19 protein-coding genes and 1 pseudogene are annotated in these 24,130 nt (G+C 64.3%); 7 read left to right on the top strand and 13 right to left on the bottom strand.

The window, feature by feature from the left end; all coding sequences use genetic code 11:
- Window positions 1-4: 4 nt before the first annotated feature.
- A complete protein-coding gene (locus tag N551_RS0122545; protein WP_027568800.1) occupies window positions 5-838 on the bottom strand; it encodes a universal stress protein in 834 nt (277 codons plus the stop codon).
- Between the two features lie 204 nt (window positions 839-1,042).
- On the opposite strand from N551_RS0122545, the gene fixL reads away from it, so the two are divergent.
- From fixL to N551_RS0122525, 4 genes are all read left to right on the top strand, one after another.
- Complete coding sequence (gene fixL, locus N551_RS0122540; RefSeq protein WP_027568799.1) at window positions 1,043-2,560, top strand: sensor protein FixL; 1,518 nt, start codon at window positions 1,043-1,045, stop codon at window positions 2,558-2,560.
- A gap of 3 nt (window positions 2,561-2,563) precedes the next feature.
- Complete coding sequence (gene fixJ / locus N551_RS0122535) at window positions 2,564-3,181, top strand: response regulator FixJ (protein ID WP_027568798.1); 618 nt, start codon at window positions 2,564-2,566, stop codon at window positions 3,179-3,181.
- A gap of 58 nt (window positions 3,182-3,239) precedes the next feature.
- Window positions 3,240-3,680 carry a response regulator gene (locus N551_RS0122530; RefSeq protein ID WP_027568797.1) on the top strand — a complete coding sequence of 147 codons (441 nt, stop codon included), beginning with the start codon at window positions 3,240-3,242 and terminating at the stop codon, window positions 3,678-3,680.
- A gap of 84 nt (window positions 3,681-3,764) precedes the next feature.
- Entirely contained in the window at window positions 3,765-4,466 is a 702-nt protein-coding gene (locus N551_RS0122525) for a helix-turn-helix domain-containing protein (RefSeq protein WP_007594028.1), read from the top strand.
- Between the two features lie 38 nt (window positions 4,467-4,504).
- Here the strand turns inward: N551_RS0122525 and N551_RS0122520 are convergent, their stop codons facing one another.
- The 4 genes from N551_RS0122520 to N551_RS0122505 are packed head-to-tail and all read right to left on the bottom strand — an operon-like array spanning window position 4,505 to window position 10,410.
- Window positions 4,505-5,818, bottom strand: coding sequence for an MFS transporter (locus N551_RS0122520; RefSeq protein WP_027568796.1), 1,314 nt, complete (start codon window positions 5,816-5,818; stop codon window positions 4,505-4,507).
- Between the two features lie 23 nt (window positions 5,819-5,841).
- Complete coding sequence (locus tag N551_RS38970) at window positions 5,842-6,363, bottom strand: PRC-barrel domain-containing protein (RefSeq protein WP_027568795.1); 522 nt, start codon at window positions 6,361-6,363, stop codon at window positions 5,842-5,844.
- A 22-nt stretch (window positions 6,364-6,385) separates the two neighbouring features.
- Window positions 6,386-8,590 carry an amylo-alpha-1,6-glucosidase gene (locus tag N551_RS0122510; RefSeq protein WP_027568794.1) on the bottom strand — a complete coding sequence of 735 codons (2,205 nt, stop codon included), beginning with the start codon at window positions 8,588-8,590 and terminating at the stop codon, window positions 6,386-6,388.
- A 56-nt stretch (window positions 8,591-8,646) separates the two neighbouring features.
- Window positions 8,647-10,410 (bottom strand): ABC transporter ATP-binding protein, encoded by a 1,764-nt coding sequence (locus tag N551_RS0122505; RefSeq protein WP_027568793.1) that lies wholly within the window; start codon window positions 10,408-10,410, stop codon window positions 8,647-8,649.
- A gap of 277 nt (window positions 10,411-10,687) precedes the next feature.
- Here N551_RS0122505 and N551_RS0122500 point away from each other — a divergent pair, with 277 nt between their 5' ends.
- Window positions 10,688-11,758 (top strand): glycosyltransferase family 4 protein, encoded by a 1,071-nt coding sequence (locus N551_RS0122500; protein ID WP_027568792.1) that lies wholly within the window; start codon window positions 10,688-10,690, stop codon window positions 11,756-11,758.
- 184 nt (window positions 11,759-11,942) lie between these two features.
- Here N551_RS0122500 and N551_RS0122495 read toward each other — a convergent pair whose 3' ends face one another.
- The 5 genes and pseudogenes from N551_RS0122495 to N551_RS0122480 form a co-directional block, all read right to left on the bottom strand.
- Complete coding sequence (locus tag N551_RS0122495; protein ID WP_027568791.1) at window positions 11,943-13,874, bottom strand: alkyl/aryl-sulfatase; 1,932 nt, start codon at window positions 13,872-13,874, stop codon at window positions 11,943-11,945.
- 121 nt (window positions 13,875-13,995) lie between these two features.
- Window positions 13,996-15,276 carry a TRAP transporter large permease subunit gene (locus N551_RS39780; RefSeq protein WP_245287869.1) on the bottom strand — a complete coding sequence of 427 codons (1,281 nt, stop codon included), beginning with the start codon at window positions 15,274-15,276 and terminating at the stop codon, window positions 13,996-13,998.
- 219 nt (window positions 15,277-15,495) lie between these two features.
- Window positions 15,496-15,972, bottom strand: a pseudogene (locus N551_RS39775) (TRAP transporter small permease); the annotation flags it as partial.
- A gap of 151 nt (window positions 15,973-16,123) precedes the next feature.
- Complete coding sequence (locus tag N551_RS0122485; RefSeq protein WP_027568789.1) at window positions 16,124-17,125, bottom strand: DctP family TRAP transporter solute-binding subunit; 1,002 nt, start codon at window positions 17,123-17,125, stop codon at window positions 16,124-16,126.
- A gap of 184 nt (window positions 17,126-17,309) precedes the next feature.
- A complete protein-coding gene (locus N551_RS0122480; protein ID WP_027568788.1) occupies window positions 17,310-18,080 on the bottom strand; it encodes a methyltransferase domain-containing protein in 771 nt (256 codons plus the stop codon).
- A 162-nt stretch (window positions 18,081-18,242) separates the two neighbouring features.
- On the opposite strand from N551_RS0122480, the gene N551_RS0122475 reads away from it, so the two are divergent.
- A complete protein-coding gene (locus N551_RS0122475) occupies window positions 18,243-18,986 on the top strand; it encodes an SDR family NAD(P)-dependent oxidoreductase (RefSeq protein ID WP_027568787.1) in 744 nt (247 codons plus the stop codon).
- Window positions 18,987-19,097: 111 nt separating this feature from the next.
- On the opposite strand, the gene N551_RS37360 is transcribed toward N551_RS0122475, so the two are convergent.
- Window positions 19,098-19,451, bottom strand: a complete 354-nt coding sequence (locus N551_RS37360; RefSeq protein ID WP_081747934.1) for a UBP-type zinc finger domain-containing protein — start codon at window positions 19,449-19,451, stop codon at window positions 19,098-19,100.
- A 240-nt stretch (window positions 19,452-19,691) separates the two neighbouring features.
- A complete protein-coding gene (locus N551_RS0122465; RefSeq protein WP_027568786.1) occupies window positions 19,692-20,753 on the bottom strand; it encodes an isocitrate/isopropylmalate dehydrogenase family protein in 1,062 nt (353 codons plus the stop codon).
- A gap of 169 nt (window positions 20,754-20,922) precedes the next feature.
- Between N551_RS0122465 and N551_RS0122460 the strand changes: the two genes are divergently transcribed.
- The gene (locus tag N551_RS0122460) at window positions 20,923-22,311 is read left to right on the top strand and encodes an MFS transporter (protein WP_027568785.1); all 1,389 of its coding nucleotides are present in this window, start codon (window positions 20,923-20,925) and stop codon (window positions 22,309-22,311) included.
- A gap of 4 nt (window positions 22,312-22,315) precedes the next feature.
- On the opposite strand, the gene N551_RS0122455 is transcribed toward N551_RS0122460, so the two are convergent.
- Entirely contained in the window at window positions 22,316-23,935 is a 1,620-nt protein-coding gene (locus N551_RS0122455) for a B12-binding domain-containing radical SAM protein (RefSeq protein ID WP_027568784.1), read from the bottom strand.
- Window positions 23,936-24,130 lie beyond the last annotated feature (195 nt).

Raw genomic sequence — 24,130 nt, 5'->3', positions numbered from 1 at the left:
CGCGTCAGTGCGACAGCAGCACACAGCGGGCAGATTGAGTGACCAGATATTGGGTGACGCCGCCGAGGATCAGCTCGCGGAAGCGCGAATGACCGTAGGCACCGGCGACGATCAGGCTGGCGCCGACATCGCCGGCAATCTTCTCCAGGTGCCCGGCGACAGTTTCGTTGCGGGCCGCTTCGGAAACGCGCGCGATCGCGGTCACGCCATGGCGGGCAAACCACGCCGTCACGTCGGTCACGCCAGCGACCGCGGCGGGGCGATCGTCGTCGCCTTCGGGAATTGCAAGGACGGTGACATCCCTGGCCTTGCGCAGGATCGGCAGTGCATCGGCCAGCGCCCGCCGGGCTTCCGGCGTATCCTTCCACGCCACCAGGACGCTGCGCAGGTCGAGCCAGTTGATACCGTCAGGCACGACCAGGATCGGCCGGCCGGCTTGCATCACCAGATCCTTTGGGCTCGCGAGCGCGAAGGCGTCGGAGAAGGCCGGGCTCTGCCCGCCGGTGACGATGATGTCGGCGCAACGCGCCTGGGTGAACGTAAAGCGCGCCGGGAAATCCATGGCGCTGCGCCATTCTACATGTCCGCCGCGATTCCTGATCGCGGCGCGGAATTGCGCCTCGAGCTCGCCCAGGCGTCGCTTGACCGAGGCTTCTCCCTCATCGATCAGTCCCTGCGCTGCGGCGCCATCGCTGAAGTAGATCGGCGGGGCGAACTGCGCCGCAGCAAGGCCGATGATCGACGCCTCAAATCGTTCGGCAAGCTCGCCCGCGACCTGAAGCCGCGCCTCGTTGGGCTGATCGAGCGCCAGGCTGACCATCACGGTCGCGTATGTCATCGGAGTCTCCGGGGCAATGAGCTTTGATCCGATCGTAAGCCGGCCGCCGGCTGGCAGGATGAGATAGATCAAAACCTTGGATCACCGCGCGCGCCCGAAATCTGCCAATGGTATAAGACATCGGAACTTGCCTCTGGCCCCTCCTTGGGTACATTGCCGACGGCAACGCTGTGCGGTTCCCCGCATCAGAATGGGAGTGATCGTGTGGCGCCGACCCGTGTGATTCATCCGCAAGATGACGGCCGGGGCGAACATTTCCGCGTTCGAATCGAGGGATTTGGCGTCGGGACTTGGGATCTCGATCTCAAGACGCTGGAATTGGAGTGGTCGGAGACGGCCAGAACCCTGTTCGGAGTCGATTCTGACCAATCGGTGAGTTATGCGCTGTTCCTGTCCCGGCTGGAGCCGAACGACCGCGAGCGGATCGAGATTGCGATCCGGCGCGTCTCCGAACGGGGCGGCAGCTTCGACGTGTCGTTCAGGGTCACGGGGGCGTCGGGCAGAGCGCAGTGGATCCGCGCCCGCGCGGGGCTAATTCGGGACGACGCCGGCGCCGCCCGACATCTCAGCGGCATCTTTCTTGACGTCGATGAGGAAAAGCAGGTCGAGGAGACCCTGCGCACCCGCGAGAGTCACCTCCGCTCGATCCTCCAGACGATTCCCGACGCCATGATCGTCATCGACGGCCACGGCATCATCCAGTTCTTCAGCACGGCGGCCGAGCGCCTGTTCGGCTGGGTCGAGTCGGAGGCGATCGGCCAGAACGTCCGCATCCTGATGCCGGAGCCCGACAGCTCACGTCACGACGGCTACATCGCGCGCTATCGCACCACCGGCGACCCGCACATCATCGGCATCGGCCGGATCGTGACCGGCAAGCGCCGCGACGGCACGACCTTTCCGATGCACCTGTCGATCGGCGAGATGCAGTCGGGCGGCGAGCCCTATTTTACCGGTTTCGTCCGCGATCTGACCGAGCATCAGAAAACCCAGGCGCGGCTCCAGGAACTGCAGTCCGAACTTGTCCACGTCTCGCGGCTAAGCGCGATGGGCGAAATGGCGTCCGCGCTCGCTCACGAGCTCAACCAGCCGCTGGCAGCGATCAGCAACTACATGAAGGGGTCGCGGCGGCTGCTCGCCGGAAGCCAGGATCCGAATACGCCGAAGATCGAGAGCGCGCTGGACCGGGCCGCCGAGCAGGCGCTGCGCGCCGGCCAGATCATCCGCCGCTTGCGCGACTTCGTCTCCCGCGGCGAATCGGAGAAAAGGATCGAGAGCCTGTCCAAGCTGATCGAGGAGGCCGGCGCCCTCGGGCTGGCAGGCGCGCGCGAGCAGGACGTGCAGCTTCGCTTCAGCCTCAATCCCAATGCCGATCTCGTGCTCGCCGACCGGGTGCAAATCCAGCAGGTGCTGGTCAACCTCTTCCGCAACGCGCTGGAAGCGATGGCGCAGTCGCCTCGGCGCGAGCTCGTCGTCACCAACACCCGCGTCGCCGACGACATGATCGAGATCGAGGTCTCCGATTCCGGCTCCGGCTTCCAGGACGACGTCATGCCGAACCTGTTTCAGACTTTTTTCACCACCAAGGACACCGGCATGGGCGTGGGACTATCCATCAGCCGCTCGATCATCGAGGCTCACGGCGGCCGGATGTGGGCCGAGAGCAACGCATCGGGTGGAGCGACATTCCGCTTCACGTTGCCGGCAGCCGACGAGAACTGATCCATGACGACCAAGGGAATCATCTACGTCATTGACGACGACGAGGCGATGCGGGATTCGCTGAATTTCCTGCTGGATTCGGTTGGCTTCGGCGTCACACTGTTCGACAACGCGCAGGGTTTTCTCGACGCCCTGCCCGGCCTCGCCTTCGGTTGCGTCGTCTCCGACGTGCGCATGCCCGGCATCGACGGGATCGAGCTTCTCAAGCGCCTCAAGGCGCAGCGCAGCCGGTTTCCAATCCTGATCATGACCGGCCATGGCGACGTGCCGCTCGCGGTCGAGGCGATGAAGCTCGGTGCCATGGATTTCCTGGAAAAGCCGTTCGAAGATGACCGCCTCGTCGCCATGATCGAATCAGCGATCCGCGAGGGCGAGCCGGCGGCCAAGAACGACGCCATCGCCCAGGATGTCGCCGCTCGCGTCGCTTCCCTGAGCCCCAGGGAACGCCAGGTCATGGAGGGGCTGATCGCGGGCCTCTCCAACAAGCTGATCGCCCGCGAGTACGACATCAGCCCACGCACCATCGAGGTCTACCGGGCCAATGTGATGACCAAGATGCAGGCCAACAGCCTGTCGGAACTGGTGCGGCTGGCAATGCGGGCCGGAATGCTCAACGATTGAAGTCACCAGGATTGAGGCAAGTCAAAACCGTCCGCCCGCCCTGTGCTACCAGATCGGAATGATTGCGATCAGCTCCCATCCTGAGCGGCTCCCGATGTCGTCACCCGCGAAATTAACCGTCTATGTGGTGGACGACGACAACGCCGTGCTGGGCTCCCTGCGCTTCCTGTTGGAAACCGACGGTTTTGCCGTGCGGACCTTCAGGAACGCCACGGCGCTGCTCAATGCGGCGAGTCCGTCCGGTGCAGACTGTTACCTGATCGACTACAAGATGCCCGACATCAACGGCATCGAGCTGGCCGGGCGACTGCGCCAGTCCGAGGGCGACACCCCGGTGATCCTGATCACCGGCTATCCCGACTCGAATATCACGGCCCGGGCGGCGGCCGCAGGCGTGAATGAAGTGATTCTGAAGCCGCTTCTGGACGAAAACCTGATCAAACGCATTCGCCACGCCATCCAGAACCGGGTCCACGCTGACCTACGGGATTCTACGTAAGGCACCCCCCTTAAGATATCTCGCGAAATTTTCGAGGCACCCGATACCGGGTACCAAAGCGTCATCACAACGGAGATGGCGCAGATGCTGACCCAGACGATCAACACCCAGGCGATCAAGACCCAGATCAACGGCAGCAAGATCGCCCCGGGCCATCCCGTCTCCGACCAGTTCGGTGCGATCGCTGGCCATGTCGGCCTCGTTGCCACCGAGTTCTCCTACCGCAAGGAAGAGGAGATCTATGGCGAGGACGAGCCGGCCGAGTACGTCTATCAGGTCGTCACCGGCGCCGTGCGCAGCTACAAGCTTCTCTCCGACGGCCGTCGCCAGATCGGCTCCTTCCACCTTCCCGGCGACGTGTTCGGCCTCGAATCCGGCACCACCCATCGCCTGGCTGCTGAAGCCATCATCGACACCACGGTGCGCCTCGTGAAGCGCGCGAGCCTCGAGAAGGCCGCAGCCACCGACGTCCAGGTCGCCCGCAAGCTCTGGGCCATGACCGCTGGTGAGCTTCGCCATGCCGAAGACCACATGCTGCTGCTGGGCCGCAAGACCGCGATGGAGCGCGTCGCAACCTTCCTGCTCGAAATGGACCGCCGCCTCGCAGTTGCCGGCATGATGGCGCTGCCGATGTGCCGCCGCGACATCGGCGACTATCTCGGTCTCACGCTCGAGACCGTCTCGCGCGCGCTGTCACAGCTTCACGCCCAGGGCATTCTCGGCTTCTCCGGCGCCCGCCAGATCGTGTTGCGCAACCGCGCACGCCTGCACAATCTCGACGCCTGATCTACCCTCTCCCATCCCCTCATGGCCGGCTGATTGATTCAGCCGGCCATTTCTTTTGCTGCGATCATGCCCTTGCGCCGCGTCTCCGGCATCACAAGCAGAATGAGCAGAAGTCCCGTCGCCGCGACGCCGGACAGTCCGGTGAACGCCATGGCATTGCCGAATTTATCGCTGACATAGCCGCCGAGCGCGGTGCTCAGCGACGCGCCGATGCCCATGGCCGTGCCGACGATGCCCTGCGCAAGGTTGAAATGGCCGCTGCCGAAGGCGACGTCGGCCACGATCAGCGGGATCATCACCGCGAACACCGCCGCAGTGAGGCCGTCGAACACCTGCACGAGCACCAGCAGATACGGATCGCGCACGGTCGCGAACAGTAGACCGCGAATCGTCAGCGCCGCGAATCCGATCAGCAGTAGCGGCCTGCGACCCCATGCTTGCGCCTTGCGCCCGACGCTCGGCGACAGCAGCGCCACGATCGCTTGCGGCACGACGATGCAAAAGGCTACGAGCACCGTCGCCCACTCGCTCGATCGCGCCGTCACCGCGCTTGCCATCAGCGGCATCATCGAGGCGTTCGCGAGCTGTAACAAGAGCACGCTGACCGCGAAGACAATGAGCGGCCGCTGCCGGATCAGATGCCAGATATTGGTGTCGCCGCGATCCTCCGCCTCGCGCGGCATCTCGCCGTGACAGCGCGCGATGTCGACCTCGTGCTCGCGGATGCGAGAGAGCGCGATCAAAGTGGGGATTGCAAGCAGGAAGGTCACCAGGAATACCGAGCGGCTCGACAGCAGATAGCCGGCCGTTCCCATCACCGCGGCCGCAACGCCGTTACCAAGCGAAGCAAATCGCGCATTGCGGCCGAGACGCTCGCCGATCGCGAGCGGGCCGACCAGACCGAGGCTGATCGCCGCGATCGCCGGTCCGAGCACGCAGCTCGCTGCCGCATGCAAGGTGGCCGCAGCCACCACCACGGGGAAGATCGGCATCGCCGCATAGGCGAGCGCGCAGCAGCCGATCGTGGCGATCGCGAGGCCGGCGACCAGCCGCTCGGATTTCGCGGCATCGATGATGGCGCCGCCTGGCATCTGGCCGATCAGGGCAACGATGCCCCCGATCGACAGCACGAGGCCGATCTCGATCTGGGTCCATTTCTGAGTCGTCAGATAGACCGCGATGAACGGCCCGAATCCGGTCTGCACGTCGGCGAGGAAGAAGATGAACCAGTCGAGGCCGCGCAGGCTCTGGCGCGACGGCGCCGGAATGCCGGCCGGCGACGGCGCCGAGACGTTATCCTGCTCAACGCGGCCCTCGCGATCCGCATGATTCGGCTTCCTCGACAACAGCACCGGCGGCCATCCCTCCCCGCGCCTCACTGAACAGCTTGCAGCGGCTGCAGGCTGCCGGACGCGCCGAGCACCACCATCGGCGTGTCCTCCTTGTATTCTGGCGCGGCTGCGACCTGTGCCTTGGTCAATTCCAGCGTGATGCTGTCCTTCTTGTTGACGATCTTGCCGAACCGCATCGCGTTCCAGTCCACCACGATCTTGCGGCTGCCGACGCCGAGGAAGCCGCCGAAATCGATCACGGCAGCGCGCACGTGCCCGCTCCGATCGACGATGACGTCGACGATGCGGCCCATGTCCTCGTTCGCCGCGCTGAGCACGTCACGGCCAAGCACACCGTGCGCATCGCTCGCGCCGATGATCGTGACCGACGGCGGTGGCGCGGCATTCTTTGGCGTGACGGGGACCGATGACGCCGGCGGCTGCGCCGTCGGCGGTGCATTCGCTTCAGTCGCGGGTGCGGGCGACTCCTCCGCGGCACGTGACACGGCGAGCGTCATTCCGCCGACGATCACGACGCCCAAGGCCAACCATCCGGCGGTACGCATGCACCCTCCTTCCGGCGCGCCGCTAGCGCGCCAGCACGATCGAGACCTGAATCTGGCCACGCGTGCGCAACACCTCCAGCGCCACGTCGTCGCCATGGCGGCTGACGCGCAGGTCCACGCTGGACTCGCCAAGACGCAGATCGCGCAAGATCACCTCATGCAGAAACGCCGGCAGATGCGGATTGCGCAGCCGGATCTCGCCGCGGTCCACGTCGAACTCGATGCCCAGCGCCGCCTCCAATAGCGTGAACGCCGTGGCGCTAGCCCAGGCCTGCGGCGCGCAGGCGACCGGATAGAGCGTCGGGCCGCGCCGCTTTTCGCGCCGGAAGCCGCAGAACAATTCGGGCAACCGGCGCAGGTCCATGTAGGTCGCGGCGTCGAACAGTCCCTTGAAGACATGCGCGACCGAATGCTTGAGCCCGTAGCGCGCGAGCCCGAGCGCGATCAGCGCATTGTCGTGCGGCCAGATCGACCCATCATGATAGGACATCGGGTTGTAACGCACCTCGCCGACAGCGACGGTGCGGATGCCCCAGCCCGAGAAGAAATGCGGCCGCATCAAATCGGCGGCGACGAGGCGCGCGCGGTCCTCGCGGATCATGCCGCTGAACAGGACCTGGCCGGCGTTGGAGGTCCGCACCTTGCAGGGCCGCTTCTTGCCGTCGAGTGCAAGCGCATAGGTGCCGAGCTCCTCGCACCAGAACGCGGCCTCGAAACGCTCGGCCAGCGTCTTGGCCTCGGCCTCGAGCTTCCTGGCGAGATCGGGCTTGCCGAGCCGGAGCGCGCAGCGCGCGGCGAGCCGCTTGGCGGCAAAGACGTAACCTTGCACCTCGGCCAGCGCGAGATTGCCTTCCGCAAGCTGGCCATCGGCATGGAAGATCGCGTCGTAGGAATCCTTCCAGCCCTGGTTGGCGAGGCCCTTTTCCGTAGCGCGCTGATATTCGACGAAGCCGTCCTTGTCGGGGTCACCGGGGCCGTCGATCCAGGCCAACCCCGCCTCGATGGCCGGCCACAGCTCGGTCAACGTCGTCTCGTCGCCGGTGCGCTCGAAATAGCTTCCCGCCAGCAGGACGAACAAGGCCGTGGAATCGACGCTGCCGTAATATTGCGCGAACGGTACCTCGCGCAGCGCCGCCATCTCGCCGCCGCGCATCTCGTGCAGGATCTTGCCCGGCGCGGCATCGGCGAGCGGATCGACCGCCTTGGCCTGGAAATGGGCGAGCCGCCGCAGCACGCCCTTGGCGATTCGCGGATCGACCCACAGCATCTGCAGCGCCGTGATCACCCCGTCGCGGCCGAATGTCGTCGAGTACCAGGGAATCCCCGCATAGGGATAGCGGCCCTGCGGCGTCTCCGTCATCAACATGTTGAGGTCGGCCATGGCCTGGCACAGCACCTCATTGAAGATGTTGTTGGAGGTCTCGATGCTGGTGGCGCCCATCGTCGATTGCCGCATCTCGCGGCGATGGGCGAGCAAACTCTGGAAAAAGCGCGCCGGCTTCTCCGCGATCGGCCGATTGCAGGACACGGCCACGAACAGGGATTTCGACTCATGCGGGTCGAGTTCGAGCTGCCAGGTCGCGGCATTCACCGACAGCTTCGTCGGGCGCGGGTCGAAATGCAGGCCCGTGGTGCGCTCGGCGTCATCGAGACCGCGGTAGTCGAACAGCACGTCGGTTGGTCCCAACAGCCGGCTCGAGCCGATGCCGCGGCGCGGGCGCCGCTCGCCGCGGACTTCGAACAGATCGGCGAAATCGTTGTCGAACAGCAGCGTCAGCGCGAAGCCGGCCGGGCGGTCGCCGTGGTTCTGCACGCCGATGCGCTGATAGGCGGTGCCGCGCCACAGGAAGATCGTGCGCACGATGTGCAACAGATCCTTTTGCAGCACGAGGCTGCCCTGCCGGTAGATGTCCGGATTGGTGAGATCGATGGTCAGGGCTGAATTGTCGTCGCGCAGGTTCGAGCCCAGCAGCAACGGCTGGAGATCGTCGAGCACGAGCTCGAGCCTCGCGAGGTAGCGCGTGTCGTGATGAAACAGCCCATCGGGCCCGCCGGCCGAAGCGCCGATGTCGCCATGGCTGTCGAGCACGATAAAGGTGTCGTCGTGCTTGAGCGAACGCCGCGGCCGCGCCGACGGTCCCGTCATCGGAATGTAGAAAGGCTGCTCCGCGACCTGGTCCACGGTCCGCGTCACGGAGACGAATTGGGTAACGGCTTCAGCCGACATCAGCAGCTCCCCTGCGCTTGTTTCGACACGCAACCGACTCGAACGCGACTGTTGGTTTACGCGGCGGCCTGGGCGAGCCGGCTCATTTCCTGCGTGACCAGCTCACGATAGGGCCCGTGGCCCTGCATCAGACGCTCGGGCGACCCGTCCTCGATGATCTTACCACCCCTCAACACGACCACGCGATCGAAATTGCGCAGGGTAGCGAGACGATGCGCGATCGCGATGACCGTGCGGCCGCGCATCAGCCGCGACAACGCCTCGCGGATCGCCTCCTCGGATTCGCTGTCGAGCGCGGCGGTCGCCTCGTCCAGCAGCAGGATCGGCGCGTCCTTCAGGAAGGCGCGCGCAATTGCGATGCGCTGGCGCTGACCGCCGGACATCTTGACGCCGCGGTCGCCGACCATGGTGTCCAAACCTTCCGGCAAGCTGTCGATGAAGTCGCAGCGCGCCGCAATCGCCGCCCGCAGCACCTCGTCGTCGGTCGCGTTCGGGCGACCATAGCGGATGTTCTCGCGAATCGAGCGGTGGAACAACGAGATGTCCTGCGGCACGACCGAGATCGCCTCGCGCAGGCTCAGCTGCGTCACCTTGGAAATGTCCTGGCCGTCGATGGTGATGCTGCCCTCGTCGGTATCGTAGAAGCGCTGCAGCAGCGTGAACAACGTCGACTTGCCGCCGCCGGACTGGCCCACCAGGCCGACGCGCTGGCCGGGTTGCAGGCGCAGGCTGAAGCGCTCGAAGATCTTCTCAGCCCCGGGATAGCCGAAGGTGACATTGTTGAACGCGATCGCGGCGCCGCTCTTCACCAGCGGCTCGGCCTCGGGGTGGTCGCGCAATTCATGCGGCACAAGCAGCGTGGCAATCGCCTCTGTCAGACGGGCAACGTGCTGGGTGACGTCGACCAGCGCCACCGCGAGATCGCGCGTCGCGTTCAGAATGGAGAGACCGAGGGTGCAGACCAGCACCACGTCGCCGGTGGTCGCCCGGCCGTCCTGCCAGAGCATGATCGCCCAAGCCATCAGGGCGATCGTGAGCACGACAGTGACGCCGGCATGGATAAGCCGCAGCTTCTCCAGATAGCGCAGGCTGCGGCCGCGTGCGGCGAGCTCCCGGTTCACAGTCGCGTCGAACCGCTCATGCTCGTGCCCGATGCCGCAGAAGGCGCGCACCAGCGGCATGTTGCTGATGACGTCGATCATCTCGCCGTCGACGACGGCGGCCTTGTCGGCGAAGTCGTCATGCAGCGGTTTTCCTGCGGCGGCGAGGCGGAACATCGCAAGCACCATGCCGCCGGCGATCACGATCAGGCCGAGCGCCATGTAGGGACTGACGGTTCCAATCAGCGCGATGGCCGCAACCGTTGCGATGCACGGCGGCAGCACATTCCAGACGAACATGTTCTCGACCGTGAACACCGCATTCGAGGTCGCCGTGATGCGGCTGGTCAGCATGCCGGGCATGCGGTCGGAGAAGTAGCTCGGCGCGTGGCCGGTCAGATGACGAAAGATGTCACGGCGCAGATCACCCGTGACACGCACGAAGGTGAAGCTGGCCGTCCAGCTCGCGATCCGCCAAAGGAAATTGTCGGCGGCGATCAGCGTCATGAGGAAAATGAATGCCAGCCATACGCTCCCACCATGCGCAGCGCCGGCCGACAGACTGTCGACGAGGGATTTGACGCCATACTGCGTGCCTACGGAGCAGGCAACGGCCGCGACGACTGCGGTCAGGATCACGAGATGCGACGCGAGCCGACGCCGAAGATAGCGCAAAACAAAGGCAAACGGCCGGTGCGCATACCCAGAAAGATGATCCATGTGATTATCGACCCCGTCGTGATGTTTTCAATTTTTCTGTTAGTCGACTGAACATCGACCACTTCGCCTCGGTTCCCGGGCACACTGATCACGACATGCGGATGCGGGCGTTCTGCGATGATGTGATGGCAGCATCGCGACGAGCATCCGACGTGTCGAATAAGTAACGTTCGGAAGGAGGAACTTCGCAAGTGCGGGAACGTTCCCTTGATTGGCATGCCGGTGCTGAACAGGCGGGGGCTTTCTACAATCATGATCGCACAGAGGAGATGGTGAGATGCGCATCGCGCAGGTTGCTCCGTTGACGGAGGCAGTTCCACCCAAGCTTTATGGCGGCACCGAGCGGGTGGTGCACTGGTTGACGGAAGAGCTGGTGGCTCTTGGCCACGACGTGACGCTGTTCGCCAGCGGCGATTCGCAAACCTCGGCGAAGCTGGACGCGTTATGGCCGCGGGCGCTCCGCCTCGACGGTTCCGTGCGCGATCCCAATGCTCTGCACATGGTGATGCTCGAGCGGGTGCGGCAGAAATGTGACGACGAGGAGTTTGACTTCCTCCATTTCCATCTCGATTATTATCCGTGGTCGCTGTTCTACCGGCAGCCGACGCCGTTCCTGACCACGCTGCACGGCCGGCTCGATCTGCCGGAGCATCAACCGGTTTTCAATACCTTCTCGAAGGTCCCCGTCGTCTCGATTTCGAACGCGCAACGCCGGCCGGTGCCGCAGGCGAACTGGGTGAGGACGATCCACCACGGCCTGCCCGAGAATCTGCTGACGCCGAAGCAGGCGAAGCAGGAATACCTCGCCGTGCTCGGCCGTATCGCGCCGGAAAAGGGCGTCGATCGCGCCATCAAGATCGCGACGCATTGCGGCATTCCGCTCAAGATCGCAGCCAAGGTCGATCGTGCCGACCAGGATTACTATGACGAGCTGATCCGGCCGATGATCGAGAACAATCCGCTGGTGGAATTCATCGGCGAGATCAGCGATCACGAGAAGTCGGAGTTCTTGAGCGGCGCGCTGGGCCTTTTGCTGCCGATCGACTGGCCGGAGCCGTTTGGCCTAGTGATGATCGAAGCGATGGCCTGCGGAACGCCGGTCATCGCCTTCAACCGCGGCTCGGTGCCGGAGATCATTGACGAGGGACTCACCGGCTTCGTCGTCGAGGACGTCCTCAGCGCCGCCGGCGTCGTCGGCCGCCTGCAGCAACTCGACCGCTCCGTTATCCGCAAGCAGTTCGAGACGCGCTTCACGGCGCGGCGCATGGCGCTGGATTATCTCGCGGCCTATCGCAGCCTTGGCGAGGAACAGGCGCCGCGGATCAAGCTGGTGAGCAGCGCGGAGTAGCAGGAGCACGCGCCCATCCCGTCGCGACCGTCATGGCCGGGGCATGTCCCGGCCATCGACATTTGTGGGGCGCGCTCCTCTCTATCAACTGTCATTGCGAGCGCAGCGAAGCAATCCAGACCGTCCCCGCCGAGAGATTCTGGATTGCTTCGCTGCGCTCGCGATGACGGAAGAAGGCTTAGCGCTACCTCACCACCGCCCGCTTCGGCTCGACGATCTCGAACATGCGCGGGAATTCGTCCATCAGGCCCATCAGCTCGGCGAGGCGCATCGGGTTGCCGGCGAACTTGACCTTGCCGCCGGCCACGGCCTCCGGGAAGCTGGTCAGTTTCGCGATCACCTCGTCGAGCGTCGACCGCGCCAGCGTGAAGCTGGCATCGGCGCTTTCCGCCTGCATGCCCTCTGTGTAAGTCAGCGCGCAGTTCTCCAGATTGAGCACAAAGGTCTCGCCGGTGTCGGAAAAGCTCCAGTTCAGCACGATGTGCTTTCCTTCCGCCTTCGGTCCGTTGAGGCGGCTGCCGAGCACGTCCCAGAGCTGTGAGGTGCGCAGCGCCGCCAGCGTCTCGCGCGGCATCGGCGGCCGCGCCGGCACTTTCGGCATGCCCTGGCGCAATTCCTGCGCGCCGAACAGATAGGCATTGCGCCAGGTAGCGCTTTCGGCGGCGTAGCCGAGCTGCTCCAGCGTATCCGCCAGCAACGCACGCGCAGCCTGATTGTCCGGCTCGGCAAAGACGAGATGGCCGAGCGCCTGCGCCACGAAACGGAATTCGCCCTTATCGAAATCGGCACGCGCCCGCGCGAGGATGGCGTCGGCGCCGCCCATGTACTCCACATATTTCTTGCCCGACTCAACCGGCGGCAGCGGATCGAGATTGACCGGATTGGCGTCGTACCAGCCCAGGTACTTTTGATAGATCGCCTTCACATTGTGCCGAATGTGGCCGTAATAGCCGCGGCCGTGCCAGGCGCCCTCCAGGCTCTCGGGCAGCTGGATAGTCTCGGCGATCTCGGCCGCGGTGAGACCGTGGTTCATCAGGCGGATGGTTTGGTCATGCGCGAACTTATAGAGGTCGCGCTGCTGCCGGATCATCGTGCCGATGCGTTCGCGTCCCCACACCGGCCAGTGATGCTGGCCGCACATCGCCTCCGCCTTGCCATCCCAGAGCTGCAAGGCCTCGCCCAGATATTTCGACCAGGCCAGCGCGTCGCGCACGTCGGCGCCGCGGAACGGCAGCAGATTATGGAAGTTGTGGGTGCAGTTCTCGGCGAGGTTCAACAGCTTGTAGCGCGGGATGAAGAAATGCATTTCCGCCGGCGCTTCGCTGTTCGGCGCCATCTGGAATTCGAATTCGACGCCGTCGATCACGCGCCGGTCGCCGGTCGCCATGATCAAATCGGTCGGCCGCAGCAGCGCCACCGAACCTGCTGCCATCGACTTGCCGAGGCCGCAATCGACCTGCCCACGTGCTCCCTTGGCGAGGAGAGGCCCGAACTGGTACTGCGCCCGCCGCAGCATCGCAGGTCCCGCGATGATGTTCTCGGAGACGGCATGCTCCATGAACAAGTTTGGCGCGATGACCGGCACGCGGCCGCTCGCGCGTGCATCCTCCTCCAGCACGCCACGCGCGCCGCCCCAATGGTCGGTGTGGGTGTGCGTGAAGATCACGGCCGCGACCGGTCGCTGGCCGCGGTGCTTGTAGTAGAGTTCGAGCGCGGCGCGCGCGCCCTCGATCGAGGTCAGGGTGTCGACGATGATGACGCCGCTGTCGCCTTCGATCAGCGTCATGTTGGCGATGTCGAGCCCGCGCACCTGGTAGATTCCGGGCACGACCTCGAACAGGCCGTGCTGCATGTTGAGCCGCGACTGCCGCCACAGGCTCGGATTGACCGTGGCCGGCGCCTGCTCGGCGGCGAGAAAGCCGTAAGGCTCGAGGCTCCAGACCGTCCGCCCTTGCGGATTGGTGATCTCCGCGTTTTCGATGGTGCCGAGGAAGCCGCGCGCGGAATCGTCGAAATCCCGCGTGTCGGAGAACGGCAACGCATTCAGCATCGCCGTTTGCTGCGCGATAACGGACGGTGTTGCGCCCTTCGGCTCGTTGCTGGACGTGTCCGTCATCTTGATCTCCTCCCCGCCTGCGTGCGGCATCTAACCGCATCTCGCGGTCGATTGCCATGGTGGGGACGGAGTGATGCGTTTCCCCGCGCCCACAGGTGGAGAGATGCAGCGTGTTCGCGGGCTACATGCCCAGCAATCTTGGCAGCCACAGCGACAGACCTGGCCAGTAGGTCACGAGCACCAGGAATCCCAGCATCGTCAGCAGCCACGGCCACACCGCGACCGTGAGCTCGGTGATACCCATCTTGGCGATGCCCGAGGCGACGTAGAGATTGAGGCCGACCGGCGGATGGCACAGCCCGACCTCCATGTTCACCGTCATCAGGATGCCGAAATGGATCGGATCGATGCCGAGCTTGATCGCAACCGGAAACAGGATCGGCGCCATGATCAGGATGATCGAGGACGGCTCCATCACGTTGCCGGCCAACAGCAGCAGGAGATTGACGACGAGGAGGAAGCCGATCCAGCCGAGGCCCTGGTCGATCATCCACTGCGCGAGCGCTTGCGGCACGTTCTCGTAAGTCATCAGGAACGAGAACAGGACGGCGTTGGTGATGATGTAGAGCAGCATCGCCGAAAGATTTGCCGACGACAGCAGCACCCGCGGCACGTCTCGCAGCTTCAGATCCTTGTAGATGAACACGGCGACGATGAAGGCGTACACCGCGCTGACGGCGGCAGCTTCGGTCGGGGTGAACAGGCCGCTGTAGATGCCGCCGATCACGATCACGATCAGCAGGATACCCCAGATCGACTTGCGGAACGCATCGAAGCGCTCGTAGAGGGTTGCTTTCGGCATCCTCGGATAGTCGTTACGCCAGGCCCGATAGAACGTCGTGGCGCCGAGCAGCATGGCGAGCACGAGTCCCGGCACGATGCCGGCGATGAACAGCTTGCCGACGGAGGTGTTGGTGGAGACGGCAAAAAGAACCATCGGAATCGACGGTGGAATGAGAATTCCCAGCGAGCCGGAGGTCGTGATCACGCCCGCCCCGAACCTCTTCGGAAATCCCTGCGCGACCATCGCGGGCAGGATCACCGATCCGATCGCCACCACGGTGGCCGGCGACGAGCCGGAAATCGCGGCGAACAGCGCACAGGCGACCACGCCCGAGAGCGCAAGGCCGCCGTACCAATGACCGACCAGCGAAGTCGCGAATGTGATCATCCGGCGCGCCACGCCGCCATGGGTCAGGAAGTTGCCGGCAAGGATGAAGAACGGGATCGCCATGATCTCGAAGCTCTCGATGCCGGTGAACAGCTTCAGCGCCACCGATTCCGTCCGCACGTCGGTCAACGTGAACATGAAGCTGAGCACGGTCAGACCGAGCGCGATCGAGATCGGCATGCCCGTGAGCATCAACGACAGCAGAAGGCCGAAGACGACGGCGACACGCAGGCCTTGCGGCAGCGTGATCACGTGCGCCGAATGGGCGAAGCACACGGCGACGATCAGGACCGGCAACAACATCAGGACCCAGCCGAGCGGGCTGCGTTCGTCGCGGACGACCTGACTGCGCGTGACCGGGGCCGGATGGACCGGGTCTATTTCGACGCCCTCGACGCCGGCCATGTCGTGATGCGGCAACTCGCCGGTGCGATAGAACGACCAGGCGACCTGCAGGAAGCGGAAGCACATCAGCCCGGAGCCGAGCGGGATGGTGAGATACACCAGCCACATCGGCGCTTCCAAATCGTTGGATTGCTGGCCGGTCTGCCACATCTGGCTGACGAACGCGGCCCCGAAATAGCACACGATCGCCGTGAAAAGGGCGCCGCACATCAGGCCGAACGTGATGACGCGGCGGCGCGATCCGCCGGGAAGGACATTGACCAGGACGTCGACGCCGACATGGATGCCGGTGCGCACGCCGTAGGCCGCACCGAACTTCGCCATCCAGATGAACATGTAGATGCAGAGTTCCTGCGCCCAGGACAGGTCGAGAGCGGCAAGCCAGACGAACGCGGCTCGCGCGGGGACCGCCAGCAAGGTCAGGTTGCGCGCCTCCGCCCATTTGGCGATGTCGATCGACAGCCCGGCGCCATATCGGTGCAGCACGGCAACGAAGATGAGCGATGTCGCGGCCGCGATCATCGTCGCGATCAGCCATTCCTCGAGATGATCGAGCACACGATTCAATGCACGCAGCAACTTGGTCCCCTCAGCTTGGCCCATCATTCAAGAGCAACGGCCGGGAGTGCGATCACCCCCGACCGTTCATGGTTGTTCTCAAAGCGCGCCGGCGTCAGTTCATCTTGACGTCGAGTTCCTTGGCGACGAGATCGAGCACCTCCTGCCCAACCCGCCCCTTTGCCCATTTGTAGGTCGGCTGCATCGCTTCCTGCCACGCCTTGCGATCGGCGTCAGTCAGATAATGCAGCGTGGTCTTGCCCGTCTTCTTGATCTCGGCCAGCGCATCCTCGTTTTCCTGGTGCGCGATCTGGTTGGTGTAGTCGGTCGCCTCGTTCATCGCCTTCTCGAGCTGGGCGCGGATATCGGGCGGCAGGCCGGACCAGAATTTCGAATTGACGATGACGGCATATTGCAGGTGCGCGTGATAGGACACGGTGATGTCCTTCTGCACCTCGTAGAATTTCTGCGTCAGGTAGTTGGACGCGGTGTTCTCGCAGCCGTCGACCACGCCCGTCTGCAAAGCCTGGTAGACTTCGGAAAACGCCATGATCTGCGGGATCGAGCCCATGATCCGGAGATATTGGTCGGCGACCTTCGATCCGGAGATGCGGAATTTGAGACCCTGGAAATCGGCCGGCTTCATCAGGGCACGGTTGGCGGAGAGCATGTGGAAGCCGTTGTCCCAGTAAGCGAGCCCGGTGATGCCCTTGGTCTCGAGCTTATCGAACAGCCACTTGCCGATCGTGCCCTTCATCGCGTTGGAATAGGTCTGGTCGTCCTTGAACAGCCAGGGCAGGTCGAGCGCCTCGAACTCCTTGATCCCGAGCGGGGCGAACTTCGCGGTCGAAGGGGCGAGCATGTGCACCGAGCCGAGCTGCAGCGCCTCGATCTCCTCCTTGTCCTTGTACAGCGTGGAGTTCGGGTAGATTTCGACCTTGACCTTGCCGTCGGTGTATTTCTCCGCAAGTTCCTTGAACTTCAGGGCGCCCTTGCCCTTGGGCGTGTCATTGGCGACGACGTGGCTGAATTTGATGACGATCGGGCTCTGGGCCTCGACAACGGCGGGCGCCATAAGAATGGCTGCGGCGGCGACCGCAAGAAGCAGCTTGCGCATGAACGAACCTCCCAACAACCTCTAAAACCGGGTCTTTTTTGTTTTCCGATTTCAGTACTGACAGCAATCCGCCACCCGAACAACTAGACCTAAGCCCAATTTGCCGCAGCCAAGCTATCTTGCGCAACCCGGCTCCTGCTGCCGTTCCGGAAGCGAGCGCTTATGTCGCATTGCGGCAGTGCGATCAGCCGTTGCGCTGGGCAACCATGAACAGACGCCGGAACGGAAACAGCGTCTGTCCCGCGGCGTTCTTCGGATAGGCTTTCGCGACCCGCATCCCATAGGCAGCTTCGAACGCGGCCTTCTCGTCGCCCTGCAAGATGTCGAGATAGCGCGTCAGCCAGGTCCCCTTGGTCCATTCCTTCACGGGATTCTCGCCTTCCAGCACCTGCAGATATTCGGTCTCCCAGATGTCGATATTGGCCGACATCGGAGCAAGAAGACCGTGATAGTAGGCTGGCGCTTCGACCGGCGGCGGCGTGACGAGATGCTCGACCTTGGACCGCCAGGGGCCGTTCAGCGCGGTCTCGCCGATCAGCACATGCGAGGGCGCCAGAAAGTTGCGCGGCATCTGCACGGCGAGCATTCCGCCGGGCGTCACCTTCTCCATGATCGACGGAAACAGGGCCGCATGATTGGGCAGCCAGTGCAGCGCGGCATTGGAATAGACGACGTCATATTGCTTCGTCGGACGCCAATGGCCGAGGTCCTCGTGTGACCATTCCACATCCGGCGCCGCCTTGCGGCCGGCGGCGACCATCTCGGCCGAACCCTCGACACCGGTCACCGTCGCGTCCGGCCAACGCTCCTTGATCAGCTTGGTGACGTTGCCGGCGCCGGCGCCGAGATCGGCAACCGCACGCGGACCAGAATCCGGAATCCGCATCAAGAGGTCGACGGCGGGCCGGAGCCGGTGGCCGGAGAATTTCAGATATTGCTGCGGATCCCAGACCATCGCTCGGCGCCTTTTCTTTTTCGTGTTTCCTTCAACGCGGCTCTTGGTTACCACTGCTCGTCCCGGTCGGGCAAATCGGGCTGACGGGGACAGGGCAGGAAACGAACAGAAAAACGAACGGCCCAGCGACAAGCAGAAAAGCGAACAAGAGGGCGTGTCACCATGGATCTTGGGCTCACATCGAAAACCGCCGTCGTCACCGGAGCCAGCGTCGGCATCGGCCGTGCCATCGCCAAGGGCTTGGCTGCCGAAGGCGTGCGCGTCGTCGGCGTGGCACGGCGGACCGACCTGCTCGCCGAGCTGGTGAAAGAAGTCGGCTCCGATCTGATCACGCCCTTCGAGCAGGACGTGATGGCCAAGGACGCGGCCGAGAAGATTTCGGCCTTCGCGCTCAAAGAGCTCGGCCATGTCGACATCCTCATCAACAATGCCGGTGGCAGCCGCCCCCTCCCCGTCGATGCCCCCGACAGCCAATGGGACGAAGCGATCGCACTGAATTTCACCAGCTATCGCCGCATCGCGCATGCGCTGCTGCCGCAGATGATCGAGCGCAAATGGGGCCGCATCGTCAACATCACCGGCAAGTCAGAGCCGGAAGGCCTCAACGCCGCGTTCGCCGCCAAAGCCGCCGTGCACGCCTGGGCCAAGGGCCTGTCGCGCGAGGTCGGTGAGCACGGCATCACCATCAACTGCATCCCGCCCGGCCGCATCATGAGCGAACAGATCCGCCGCAACTACGCGCCTGATTATCGCGAGCGCTTCGCGGAGGAAGAGATCCCGGTCGGCTATTGGGGCGAGCCGGAGGACCTAGCGGCGTTGGCGGTGTTCTTGGCGTCACCGGTGGCGCGGTACATCACGGGCACGGTGATCCCGGTGGATGGGGGGCTGCGGAGGTATCAGTTCTAGAACCGATTGGACTTCGTAGGATGGGTAGAGCGCAGCGAAACCCATCGACAGCATACGACGTGAAACCTGATGGGTTTCGCAAGTGCTCTACCCATCCTACGGCCTACCGCCTTACTCATGCAGCAGCGTTTGCCAGTCTGGAGGCACCGCGCCGTCCGGTCCGGGCACCGGCTGATCCAACGGATGCGCGTGAGGACCTTGAAGCTTCGGGCCGGCGAAAGCCTCTCCCGTGCGATAGTCGTAAAACCATCGTTCGCCCGGCTCGAAGCTCGTGATGATCGGATGACCTGTCGCCGCGCTGTGTTTCGTTGCGTGCTGATTTGGTGACGCATCACAGCAGCCGATGTGACCGCATTCGACACATCTGCGAAGGTGAAACCACCACCCGCCCGCAGCCGAGCATTCCACGCACCCCGTTCCGCTTGGTTTGGCCGCGAGATTGATGCCACCCCTCTCAGACTTCATAGGTCAGCTCACTGAAATTGCCCGCGGCCACCACCGATGCATTCACGCCGCGATCTCCGCCACGATCGCATTTTGCCAGTGTTTTGCCCGACGGGTCAACGTCATGGCGGCGGCGAATGTCGTCGTGACGCGGTTCGAAAATCCCATATCGATCAAGGGGCGCTCTACTGTGCATGGGGTTGTTTTCGCGTTTTTTGTTTCGGGCCCTCAAAAAAAACTCGCAAGCCCCCGCGTGACCACTCACCCCGCCTGCAGGATCTCCGCGATCGTGGCCCCCGCTGCGATCGTGCCGAGCTTGCCGCCGACGTCGCGTGTCGCCCAGCCCTCGCCGATCGCCTTCGCGACCGCCGCCTCGATCGCACGTGCGGCTTCCTCGTAACGCACCGCGCCGCTGTTCTCGCCGTGCCATCCGAGCAGCAGCGCCGTGGATAGGATCAGCGAGACCGGATTGGCAACGTCCTGTCCGGCTATGTCAGGCGCCGAGCCATGCGCGGCCTGCGCCATGGCGAAGCTGTCGCCGACATTGAGCGAGCCGCCGAGGCCGAGGCTGCCGGAGAGCTCGGCGGTGAGATCGGACAGGATGTCGCCAAACATGTTGGTGGCGACGATGACGTCGAAGCGGTCGGGGTTGCGCACCACATGCGCCATCATGGCGTCAATGAGGATGTCGTCGACCCCAAGACCGGGATAGGCCTTCGCCGTCTCGCGGCAGATCTCGAGGAACATGCCGTCGCCAAGCTTGAGCACATTGGCCTTATGCACGATGGTCAAATGCTTGCGCCGCTTCATCGCCAGCCGGCACGCCGCATGCGCGATGCGCTCGCAGCACAGGCGCGTGATCCGGCGTAGCGAGATCACGACGTCCGATGTGACCAGCATCTCGCCATTGCCCTGCTCCATGTTGCGGTCGGCGTAAAACCCTTCCGTGTTCTCGCGCACCACGACGAGGTCGAAATCGCCGACCCGGCCGGACAGCCCCGCATAGGTGCGTGCCGGCCGGACATTGGCGTAGAGGTCGAGGTTCTTGCGAAAATGCCGCGACGGGTTGATCTCGCCATGGGCCTCGTCCTTGAAATCGAAGGTCGCGGTCGGCCCGAGGATCAGGCCGTCGGCGGCGCGGACGATGTCGAGCAGCTCGGGGCGCACCGTCGTACCGAATTGCTTGAGACTCGCATGGCCGACTGCGTGCTCCTCCAGCCGCAGATTGAGCTGGAAGCGCTCGGAGGCCGCGCGCAGCACGCCTGATGTCGCGGTCGTGATCTCAGGCCCGATGCCGTCACCGGGCAAAACGACGATGTGCATGGCGCTCCCCTGACATTGCAGCAGTTCGCGCGATCATACGCCGGCGCGCAGGTTCATCGCCCAGCCTTCGCGCATACACTGCATGCAAGCATATGCCTGTGGAACGCGGCCGCGCCGTAGTACATGCCAAGTCCCCTGTAGCCGGCCTCCGGAGCCACGCGCCCACGCAATGACAATCACGTTACCTTCCGGCGCGCGCGAGCCCGACCACACCATTTCCGACGGCCTTCCAGCCGCACAGCGGCACTGGGCCATTGCCGCGATCTTCACCGCGCTGGCGATGGCCTCGCTCGACACCGCGATCGCCAACATCGCGCTGCCCGCCATTGCCGGCGACCTGCATGTCAGCCCAGAGCAATCGGTCTGGGTGGTCAACGTCTACCAGATCGCGCTGGTGGCGACGCTGCTGCCGCTGGGAGCACTCGGCGAGATCGTCGGGCACCAGCGCATCTATCTTGGCGGCCTGATCCTGTTCACCATCGCCTCGCTGTTCTGCGCGGTGGCCTGGTCGCTGGAGAGCCTGCTGGTTGCGCGCACGCTGCAAGGGCTGGGTGCGAGCGGCATCATGAGCGTCAACACGGCGCTGGTGCGCTTCGTCTATCCCGGAAGGATGCTCGGCCGCGGCTTCGGCCACAACGCGCTGGTGGTCGCGACCGCCTTCACCTTCGGTCCCTCGATCGCCTCCGCCATCCTCGCGCTCGGCCCGTGGCCATGGCTGTTCGCCGTCAACATCCCGTTCGGCCTCGTCGCGCTCGGCATCGGATTTGCGATGCTGCCGAAGACGCCGCGCGCCGATCACGGCTTTGACTTTCTCGGCGCGGCCCTCGCGTCGGCCTGCCTCGGCCTGTTCATCACGGGCATCGGCAGTGCTGCGCATAATCTCTCACCGGTGGTCGTGGGCATCGAGCTGGTCACGGCTCTCGCGCTCGGCTTCATCCTGACGCGCCGCCATGCCGACCATCCGGCGCCGATGCTGCCGATCGACCTGTTCAGCCGGCCGATGTTCGCGCTGTCGGCGGCGACGGCGGTGTGTTCCTTTGCGGTGCAGGGCCTCGCCTTCGTCTCGCTGCCGTTCTATTTCGAGGACGTGCTGGGGCGTTCGCAGGTCGAGACCGGCTTCTTCATGACGCCGTGGCCGCTGGTGGTCGGCATCATGGCGCCGATCGCCGGGCGCCTCTCCGACCGGCACGCGGTCGGACTGCTCGGCGGCATCGGCCTCGTGCTGCTCGGCCTCGGCATGGCGCTGCTCGCGATGCTGCCGGCCAATCCTGCGATCCCCGACATCATCTGGCGGATGGTGATCTGCGGCATGGGATTCGGCTTCTTCCAGGCGCCAAACATGAAGGCGGTGATGTCGAGCGCGCCACCGCATCGCAGCGGCAGCGCCTCGGGCATCGTCGCCACCGCGCGCCTGACGGGGCAGACGACGGGGGCGGCGCTCGCCGCAGCCTGCTTCTCACTGGCCGGTCACGACGGCGCGGTCGTGGCCTTGGCACTCGGCGCCGGGTTCGCGGCACTCGGCAGCGTGATGAGCTTTTTGCGGCTGGCGATGAAGTAGACCGTCAGGCCAGATGTCGGGCCGCCGTCGCCTCGACGGTCGCGACCGGAATGACCGTCTCCTCGTCGAGTGCAGCGAGGCGCGTATCGATGGCAGCGATGACCTTGCGCGAGAACGGCCCGAGATGCGCATAGGCGGCGATCATCTGCACGGCAATCCGCGCCGATGTTGTGTCGCGCTTGGCGCAGTTCATGAAGGTCTGCCACAGCGGTCCGCGCGCCTCGGGAAGGGCTGTGACCACCTTGTGCACCGTTTCCATCGCGCCGATCCGGGCGCGGATATCGCCTTCCGCGAGCTCCTGGCGCTGGCGAGAGCGGTCGAGCAGCGTCATCAGACGGTCGATGCGCCTTGCATAGGCCGCCGGGCTGTAGATGTGCTCCAGCACGCGCTTGTAGTCCGTCAGGATGTCGCGCAATGGACGCACCGGATCGAAGTTGATCCCGGCGGTGCACTGATCCGCGCCGATGGTCGGCGCCAGGTCATGGCCCGGATGCAGCCGGCCTTCGCGCTCCAGGCGGCGCGTCAGCTGGGTGTTCGGCAAGGCATAGAGCAGGCCGACCATGCTGACCGGGATCGCCGCCTCTTCGATGAAGTCGATCATGGCATCAGCCATCGAGAGCTTCTCATTGTCGAAGCCGACGATGAAACCCGCGGTGACAAGCATGCCCGCGGCGTAGATCTTGTGGATGCTCTCGGCGATGTTGCGCCGCGTGTTCTGCTTCTTCCGCATCGCGACCAGCGTCGCGGGATCCGGACTTTCGATACCGACGAAGATGGCGAAGAAATTCGCCTGGCCCATCAGGTCCAATAGCTCGGGATCGTCGGCCAAATTGACAGAGGCTTCAGTGGACAATTCGAAGGGGTAGCCGTGGGCACGCTGCCATTCGGCCAGCTGGGGCAGGAACAGCCGGAGCGACTTCTTGTTGCCGATGAAGTTGTCGTCGACGAAGTCGAGATGGCCGCGGTAGCCCATGGCGTAGAGCCTGTCGAGCTCGACCAACATCTGCTCGTTCGTCTTGGTTCGCGGCACCCGGCCATAGAGCTCGATGATGTCGCAGAACTCGCAGGTGAACGGGCAGCCGCGGGAATACTGCACACCGAGATAAAGGTAGTCCTCGAACTTGAGCAGGTCGAAGCGCGGCACCGGCGTCTTGGTGACGTCGGCCTGGAATTTCGGCGCGATGAAGACGCCGGAGCGTGCGCCACTGTCCCAGGCCGCGACGAATTCGTGGAGAACGCTTTCGGCCTCTCCGAGCACCTGGAAGTCAGCCCTCTCATAGATATGGGGGCTCGAGGTGGGATCGGGACCGCCGACGACCACCGGCTTGCCCGCGGCACGACAAATTTCGATCAGGCGCAGCGTGTCGGCCTGCTGCGGCATCATTCCGCCGGTGAAGACGACGTCGGCCCAGGAAAGATCCTCGTCGCTGAAGGATTCCGTGTTGCAATCGATCAGCCGGACCGTCCAGCTCTCGGGCAGCATCGCGGCAACGGTGATCAGCCCCAAAGGGGCCGCGGGACGCTTCACGCCCAACACTTTGCAGGATTCGCCAAAGCTCCAGAAGGACTCTGCCGAGAACAGCGGATAGAGCATCAGGACTTTGCAAGGCTGCGGTACGTTCATGGAACCTCTTTTGGCTGATTCCACTGTAGCAGAGCATTGTCGACTTGCACCCCGGCAAAAGGGACAAACTGTCGCTCTCGGTTCCAAAGGGGGCGGCGCGGAAGCCGGTGGACGTCGCCCCAAGCCGTGCCGCGGGCGCCCGGGGAAGGAATTCCCGCCGCTCACCCCTCGGACTATTGATTTGAACGTTTCCAA

The organism is Bradyrhizobium sp. URHA0013 (assembly GCF_000518345.1).
GTDB lineage: Bacteria > Pseudomonadota > Alphaproteobacteria > Rhizobiales > Xanthobacteraceae > Bradyrhizobium.
The sequence above is the reverse complement of the archived record's forward strand: the minus strand, read 5'-3'. Positions and strand labels throughout refer to the sequence as shown.

Coding starts and splice junctions, on each gene's coding strand:
- N551_RS0122500 (WP_027568792.1), top strand. CDS start 10,688: ATGCGCATCGCGCAGGTTGCTCCGTTGACGGAGGCAGTTCCACCCAAG.
- N551_RS0122525 (WP_007594028.1), top strand. CDS start 3,765: ATGCTGACCCAGACGATCAACACCCAGGCGATCAAGACCCAGATCAAC.
- fixJ (WP_027568798.1), top strand. CDS start 2,564: ATGACGACCAAGGGAATCATCTACGTCATTGACGACGACGAGGCGATG.
- N551_RS0122460 (WP_027568785.1), top strand. CDS start 20,923: ATGACAATCACGTTACCTTCCGGCGCGCGCGAGCCCGACCACACCATT.
- N551_RS0122485 (WP_027568789.1), bottom strand. CDS start 17,125: ATGCGCAAGCTGCTTCTTGCGGTCGCCGCCGCAGCCATTCTTATGGCG.
- N551_RS37360 (WP_081747934.1), bottom strand. CDS start 19,451: ATGAAGTCTGAGAGGGGTGGCATCAATCTCGCGGCCAAACCAAGCGGA.
- N551_RS38970 (WP_027568795.1), bottom strand. CDS start 6,363: ATGCGTACCGCCGGATGGTTGGCCTTGGGCGTCGTGATCGTCGGCGGA.
- N551_RS0122510 (WP_027568794.1), bottom strand. CDS start 8,590: ATGTCGGCTGAAGCCGTTACCCAATTCGTCTCCGTGACGCGGACCGTG.
- N551_RS0122545 (WP_027568800.1), bottom strand. CDS start 838: ATGACATACGCGACCGTGATGGTCAGCCTGGCGCTCGATCAGCCCAAC.
- N551_RS0122475 (WP_027568787.1), top strand. CDS start 18,243: ATGGATCTTGGGCTCACATCGAAAACCGCCGTCGTCACCGGAGCCAGC.
- N551_RS0122465 (WP_027568786.1), bottom strand. CDS start 20,753: ATGCACATCGTCGTTTTGCCCGGTGACGGCATCGGGCCTGAGATCACG.
- N551_RS0122505 (WP_027568793.1), bottom strand. CDS start 10,410: ATGGATCATCTTTCTGGGTATGCGCACCGGCCGTTTGCCTTTGTTTTG.
- N551_RS0122480 (WP_027568788.1), bottom strand. CDS start 18,080: ATGGTCTGGGATCCGCAGCAATATCTGAAATTCTCCGGCCACCGGCTC.
- N551_RS0122455 (WP_027568784.1), bottom strand. CDS start 23,935: ATGAACGTACCGCAGCCTTGCAAAGTCCTGATGCTCTATCCGCTGTTC.
- N551_RS0122530 (WP_027568797.1), top strand. CDS start 3,240: ATGATTGCGATCAGCTCCCATCCTGAGCGGCTCCCGATGTCGTCACCC.
- N551_RS0122495 (WP_027568791.1), bottom strand. CDS start 13,874: ATGACGGACACGTCCAGCAACGAGCCGAAGGGCGCAACACCGTCCGTT.